This window comes from Streptacidiphilus carbonis, from assembly GCF_000787775.1.
Taxonomy (GTDB): Bacteria; Actinomycetota; Actinomycetes; order Streptomycetales; family Streptomycetaceae; genus Streptacidiphilus; species Streptacidiphilus carbonis.
Map to the genome: position 1 here is coordinate 32,172 of NZ_BBPM01000054.1, position 6,517 is coordinate 38,688.

A 6,517-nucleotide genomic window follows, 5' to 3' on the forward strand; every position below is an offset into this window, starting at 1 on the left:
ATGTCCCAGCTGCAACTCGCCCCCAAGGTCGTCGCCCTCATCGACACCGTCGAGATCGCCGACGGCGCCCTGAAAGCCGAACACGCCGGCGAGGTCTTCGAAGCCGAGACCCCGGCGGGCATGGCACGCCAACTCGGCAACGCGTTCTACGAGACCATGCACTCCGGGCGCGACAAACTCCCCGACCTCAAACAGCGCAGCCTGCGCGAGCGCGCGTTCGACGCCCTGCTGCACGACGCCACCGGCGGGCGGACGACCGTGGTCGAGGTCCAGGTGCTGGAGGCCGCGGACACCGACGAGACGATCGTGGCCGTGGACGGCCTGCGCCTCCGGGTCCCGAACGAGTTCCTGGAGGCGGGCACCGGCACCGCGGCAAGCATGACGCTGCCCTGCGCCCGCCCGGGCCTGTCCCCGGGGTTCTTCCTCGCCACCTCCGGCAACGTGCCCTTCCGGCACACAGGCGCGCTGCTGCGGATGTACGGACGCCTGGAGGACCCGGACGCCGCCCCCGAGGTGTGGCGGGCCCTCGTGGCCTTCCTCGAGGACGCCCGCATCCCCTGGCAGGCGAAGATCTCCTCCAACCGCTCGATCTACCCCCGCAACGATGCCGTGGTGGTCTACCTCCCCCGTCCTGGATGGCGCGCCGCCCGTGCCTGCGCGCAGGCACTGCAGGGCACGGAGCTGCTCGCAGCGGGGACCTCGCCCTTCACCCGGGCCCTCACGGCCTCGGTCAGCTGCGCCTTCGAGCCCACGGACACCCGGGGTTCACGTCGCGGCGTGAGTTTCGGGCAGCACCGCGCCCAGGTCTTCGCCGAGGCGCTCGTGCGCCACGCGGCGATGCCCGCGACCGACCGCGAGCCGGTCACCGACACCTTGTACGCCGCCTTCGTGGACGCCGACATCGACCCGGCAGAGCCGGCGCGGAACCTGTCGTCGCCGGTCGTCGACGTCCTCAGCCCCTTCTGACCCACGCCCCTGAGAGGACCACCATGGAAAGCCACCACTACGACGTCATCGTCGTCGGCGGCGGGCCCGCCGGCGCCACCGCGGCCGGCCTGCTCGCCAAGCAGGGCCGTCGCGTCCTGGTGCTGGAGCAGGCCAAGTTCCCGCGCTACCACGTCGGCGAATCCCTGATCACCGGCATCAACCCGGTCATCGAGGCGCTCGACCTGACCGAGAAGCTCGACGAGCGCTTCGCCTACAAGTACGGCATCACCCTCATCTGGGGCAACGACTCCACCCCGTGGCGCACCGCGCTGGGGGTCGCCGGCCCCTTCGACCACTCCTGGCACGTCACCCGCGCGGAGTTCGACCAGGTGCTCCTGGAGCGCGCACGCGAACTGGGAGCCGACGTCCGCGAGGAGGCGGATGCCACCTCCGTCCTCATGGAGGGGGACCGCGTCACCGGCGTCGCCTTCACCCACGAGGGCCGCCAGCACACCGCCACCGCCCAGATCGTCGTCGACGCCTCCGGCCAGCGACGCTTCGTCAGCCGCAAGCTCACCGAGGTCACCTGGCAGGACGACCTGCGCAACGTCGCGCTGTGGCGCTACTACTCCACCTTCGAGCCGCTGCCGGACGCCAACGACATCCTCAACGAGGCCATCCCCGGCGGCGGTTGGCTGTGGGCGATCCCGCTGGCGGGCGAGCGGCTGAACGTCGGCTACGTCCTGCCCGCAGAGCAGCTGTCGGAACTCACCGCGGCCGGTCAGAGCCTGGACCAGATCCTGGACGCGGCGATCGCCAAGACCGGCATCGCCAAGAACATGATCGCCTCCAGCGAGCGCGAGGGCGAGATCCGCACCGCCCGCGACTGGTCGCACGTGTGCGAGTCGTTCCACGGACCCGGCTGGGTCTCCGTCGGCGACGCGGCCGCGTTCGTGGACCCCCTGTTCTCCTCCGGGGTCTGGCTGGGCATGTCCGCTGCCTGGATCGCCGCCCGCTCCATCGAGACGGTTCTGGGCAAGCCCGAGAACGAGGAGAAGGCCTTCGGCCGCTTCGACGCGCTCTACCGCCGCCTGTACGACGACATCCTCACCTACGTCCGCTACTTCATGGACCCCACCAGGGAGAAGGAGGACTACCTGGAGCGGGCGCAGGCGGCGACCAAGATGGTCGCCGAGGGCTCCCAGCTGGGCTTCATCTCCCTCATCTCCGGCATCACCGCCGTCCCGATGATCGTCGACTTCGATCCGCTGGGCGACGACGACTTCGACTTCAGCCCCATCGGCGTCGAGGGCATCCAGGAGTGGGCGAAGGACAACGTGAACGAGTCCCTCCTCCCGCAGTAGGGCCTGCGCACCGCGCGAGCCGGGCGGGGGTCCGTGCCGCGCCGGCGACGGCAGGCCGCCGTGGACCACGGCCAGAGGGCGCGCAGAAAGCCGCCCCCTGGCCGTGCCGGCGCCCCCGATGTCCTTCAGGTAGAGGCAAGTACTTGCAGGATAAGATCTACTTTCCTATATTGAAAGTACAGTCGGCAGTGAAAGCGGCTGAGGGGGAGCGGACTCAACCGCCCTGCACCGCACACGTGCTGGCGCGCTCCGACCCCACCGCGCCCTGAACCGGCACCCCTGCGTGCCTCGTCCGACCTGAGGAACCCTGACGTGAACCGGCTGGACATCGACTCCATCACCAAGAGCTACGGCCCGAACCGAGCCATCGACTCCATGTCCTTCTCCGTGGAGCCCGGACAGATCTTCGGCTTCGTCGGCGCCAACGGCGCCGGCAAGACCACCACCATGCGCATCGCCGTGGGCGTCCTGGACGCCGACAGCGGCCGCATCCTGTGGGACGGCCGCCCGCTGACGCAGCAGACCGCCGAACGCTTCGGGTACATGCCCGAAGAACGCGGCCTCTACCCGAAGATGACCGTCGCGAAGCAGCTCACCTACCTGGGCTGCCTGCACGGACTGAGCAACGCGGAAGCACGCCAGGCCATGCTCACCTGGACCGAGCGCCTGCGCATTGACGAACACCGCTCCAAGACCGTCGACTCCCTCAGCCTCGGCAACCAGCAACGCGTGCAACTGGCCGCCGCCCTCCTGCACGAGCCCGACCTGCTCGTCCTCGACGAGCCGTTCTCGGGCCTGGACCCCATCGCCGTCGACGACATGAGCGAGGTCCTGCGCGAGGCAGCCGTTCGCGGCGCAGCCGTCCTGTTCTCCAGCCACCAACTCGAACTCGTCGAGCGACTGTGCGACGTCGTCGGAATCGTGCAGGGCGGCAAGATGCTCGCCTGGGACACGCTCGACACCCTGCGCGACGTCCCCGGCGCCTCCCGCCTCTACCTGGAACTCGAGGACGCGCGCGAGAACTGGGCCGACCAGATTCCGGCCATCAAAGCCCACCAGCCCCACGGCCGAGGAACCCTGCTCGAACTCGCCCCCCGGGCCGACGAGAACGACCTCCTGCTCGAAGCCGTCCAATTCGGCCGCGTCCGCGAGATGGCCTGGCACAAGCCGACCCTCACCCAGCTGTTCCGCGACCTCGTGGAGCCCGCCCCCGCACTGGAGACCGCATCGTGAACAGCGCCCGCAGCCAGCACTCCGCGTGGCGGGGCATCTTCCTCGTCTACCGGCGCGAGATCGAAGCCCGTATGGCCACCAAGGGCTACCTCATCGGCCTGCTCGGCACCGCCGCCGTCATCGTCGCCCTGGTCGTCGGCTTCGCGCCCGGGGCACCCAAGACCTACTCCGTCGCCGCCTGCGGCGCCCCGGCCGGCGCCACCAGCTCGCCCGGCGCACAGATCCATGTCATCGGCTGCAGCGGCTACGCGAACGCCGCGGACCTCGTGCAGCACAAGCACGCAGACGCCGCCCTGGCGACGGCCGCCGACGGCCGCATCACGATCGTCCAGCGCGGCGACTCCCCGGCCTCGGCCAAGCAGGCCGCACAGCAGATCGGCGCGAACTGGGCCGGCACCACCGCCCTGCAGCGCCAGCACGTCGACCTCGCCCGCCTCAGGAGCGACACCCTGGCGGCACAGCCCTCCACCGTCACCCTGCCCACCGGCGGCCACGCCTACAACGACCACGGGGTCGGCGCGGCCGTCGCCATGGTGCTGATCCTCTTCATGCAGATCTTCGCCCAGGGGGCGCTGATCGCGCAGGGCGTGGTGGAGGAGAAGTCCACCCGGATCGTGGAGGTCCTGCTGTCCACGCTGACCCCGTTCCGGCTGATGATCGGAAAAGTGGCCGGCATCGGCACGGCTGCACTCGGACAGGTCTTCGCCATGGCAGGGGCCCTGATCATCACCGAAGAGGTCCGCGCCGGCCACACCCCCGCACTCCCGGGCCCCGCAGCGCTCGCCTCCGCGGTCGCCTGGTTCCTGCTCACCTTCGTCCTCTTCGCATTCCTGTTCGCGGCCGCCGGCTCGACCGTGTCGCGCCCCGAGGAACTGCAGTCCGTCCTGACCCCGATCACCCTCCTGGCCACCGCCCCGGTCGGTGTGGCCACGGCCGCGGCCGGCAGCCTGGACGCGCACTGGGTCAACGTGCTGCGCTACGTCCCGCCGTTCTCCGGGCTGCTGATGCCCCTGCAGGCCAGCGTTCACATCGTCACCATGGGGCAGCAGCTCCTGGCCGCCGCAATCATGGCCATCACCGCGTTCGTGTGCGCCTGGATCGGATCGCGGGTCTACCGCAATTCCATTCTCCGGCTCGGTGCCACCGTGAAGTGGCGCCAGGCACTGGCTGCCTGACGCCCCGTCGTATATCCGGGCCCCGCGCAGAGCCGGCTGCGCGGGGCCTTGACATTCCCTCGTCTGCGCCGAGGATATGGGCGGATAGGGAAGCGTGGGGTGAATGTCCGGTTCATGACATGATAGTTTGCTCAAGATTCGCTCAAAGATCTTCAGAACATCGCTCGTGAATGAGAGTATGTCTGTGCCAGATGGAAGAACTTCCGAGTCCCAGTGCATATGCCGACGAAGGAGTACTTCCTGCTGAAGTACAGGCAGGCATGAAACTCCGTGATAGCAGACCAGCGGGCGGAGTAGGCACCGAAGGATCGGGGGATCTTATGGTGGGTCACCGGAAAGCCACGCCGAGCACGGCCACCAGCAGCACTGGAACCGCAGCTCCGCCACCGCCCATCGAAGCACTCAACCCCGCCTGAGGCTCCCCGAAGCACGGGCGCGCTGACGGAATTCTGGCCGGCGCCGGACCCTGCGCCGCGGTCGATAAATCCTCCAGAGTTTCCCAGCCTTATGGAACAACTCCTCGCCCCGAAGGGCGCCTTCGGCATGCGAAAAAACTGCTATCCGCGCACGACGCCTCGCTTGAGACATTCAGTCCCAGCAGAAAGAGGACCTGTGGCAAGGCCGCCAGCAATCTCACCGTCCGAAAAAGCGAAGGTTGTCCTCAAGGTCTTGGCGGGAGAGGTGACGATCGCCGAGGCCGGCCGGAGCGTCGGAGTCTCCGGCCAGGCGGTCAGCAACTGGAGAAGACAGTTTATTGACTCGGGCTCAAGAGCCCTCGTCGGCGACGACAAGCGCCTCGAGAACGAACGCGAACGACAACTGCTCGAGCAGGTGGCCGAACTCAAGAGCGCCCTGGGCGAGGCCTACGTGCACCTGCGCGCACAACGCATGATCTCGCCGCGCCCTCCCCAAGCGCCGCGAAGCATTCCGGGCCGCACCGCGTCCCGCACCTCAGTCCTCGTCGCCCGTGCCGGCTGAGCCACCCGGGACGCCAACCGGAGGCGTCCGCGCCCCTCAAGCTCCGCATCCGCACAGGGCGAGGAACGCCCAGACCTGGAGACTCGCATGACCCGCAGCGACACCAACCTCCGCATCGGATCCGACCTGCTCCGCGGCCACCGCACCAGCCTCGCGGCCATCGTCGTCCTGGCCCTGGCCTCCACCGGGGCGTCGGTGGCAGTTCCCTGGCTCGTCAAAGACCTGATCACCAACTTCGCGACCGGCAAGTCCGTCGCCGAACCCATCACTTTGACCATCGCCGCGGCGATCGGCGGCGCCATAGCCATGGCGATCGCCGGCTACCTCCTCGGACGGATCGGCGAGCAGCTGATCCTCAGCCTGCGCCGCAAGGCCATGAACCACATCCTCCACCTGCCGATGGCGACCGTGCGCAGCCAAGGAGCCGGCAATCTGACCGCCCGCATCACCGCTGACGCCTACCTCCTGCGCAGCGTCATCGACGTCGGCCTCGTCCAGTTCCCGCTGTCCGCTCTGACCGTCGCGTTCACCCTCGGCGTCATGGCCTACCTCGACTGGCAGCTCACCCTCTTGACCATCGCCTCGTTCGCGGTCGCCAGCATCCTGGTCGGCTTCGTCCTGAAGAAGGTCAAGAAGAACGTCCTCGACCAGCAGAACGCGCTCGGCGACCTCGCACAGCGCTTCACCAGCTACCTCGCCGCCCTCACCACCATCAAGGCCAGCCGGCACGAAGCCCAGGCCGCGGAGAAGCTCGGCAACCACGCGAGTGAACTGACCGACGTCTCGCTCATCGGAGCCCGCCTGCAGGCCTTCATCACCCCCGCCATGGGCCTCGGCCAG

General features: G+C 68.8%; 6 protein-coding genes. All 6 read left to right on the plus strand.

Features of this window, described 5'->3' with window-relative positions; translation table 11 throughout:
• Positions 1 to 966, plus strand: a complete 966-nt coding sequence (locus TR46_RS42695) for a T3SS effector HopA1 family protein (protein ID WP_042407705.1) — start codon at positions 1 to 3, stop codon at positions 964 to 966.
• Positions 967 to 989: 23 nt separating this feature from the next.
• Positions 990 to 2,291, plus strand: coding sequence for an NAD(P)/FAD-dependent oxidoreductase (locus TR46_RS30160; RefSeq protein WP_052433211.1), 1,302 nt, complete (start codon positions 990 to 992; stop codon positions 2,289 to 2,291).
• 312 nt (positions 2,292 to 2,603) lie between these two features.
• Complete coding sequence (locus tag TR46_RS30165) at positions 2,604 to 3,524, plus strand: ABC transporter ATP-binding protein (protein ID WP_042407708.1); 921 nt, start codon at positions 2,604 to 2,606, stop codon at positions 3,522 to 3,524.
• Positions 3,521 to 4,699, plus strand: coding sequence for an ABC transporter permease (locus TR46_RS38405; protein ID WP_052433212.1), 1,179 nt, complete (start codon positions 3,521 to 3,523; stop codon positions 4,697 to 4,699). The genes TR46_RS30165 and TR46_RS38405 overlap by 4 nt, the downstream gene beginning before the upstream one ends.
• Before the next feature lie 612 nt (positions 4,700 to 5,311).
• On the plus strand, positions 5,312 to 5,677 hold the full coding sequence (locus tag TR46_RS40165; RefSeq protein ID WP_152626761.1) for a helix-turn-helix domain-containing protein: 366 nt from the start codon (positions 5,312 to 5,314) through the stop codon (positions 5,675 to 5,677).
• Positions 5,678 to 5,764: 87 nt separating this feature from the next.
• Positions 5,765 to 6,517: ABC transporter transmembrane domain-containing protein (locus tag TR46_RS30175; RefSeq protein ID WP_042407710.1), on the plus strand; the 753-nt coding region annotated here is incomplete at its 3' end.

Excerpts from the sequence above, each read along its gene's own strand:
- TR46_RS42695 (WP_042407705.1), top strand. The coding sequence starts at position 1 with ATGTCCCAGCTGCAACTCGCCCCCAAGGTCGTCGCCCTCATCGACACC.
- TR46_RS30160 (WP_052433211.1), top strand. The coding sequence starts at position 990 with ATGGAAAGCCACCACTACGACGTCATCGTCGTCGGCGGCGGGCCCGCC.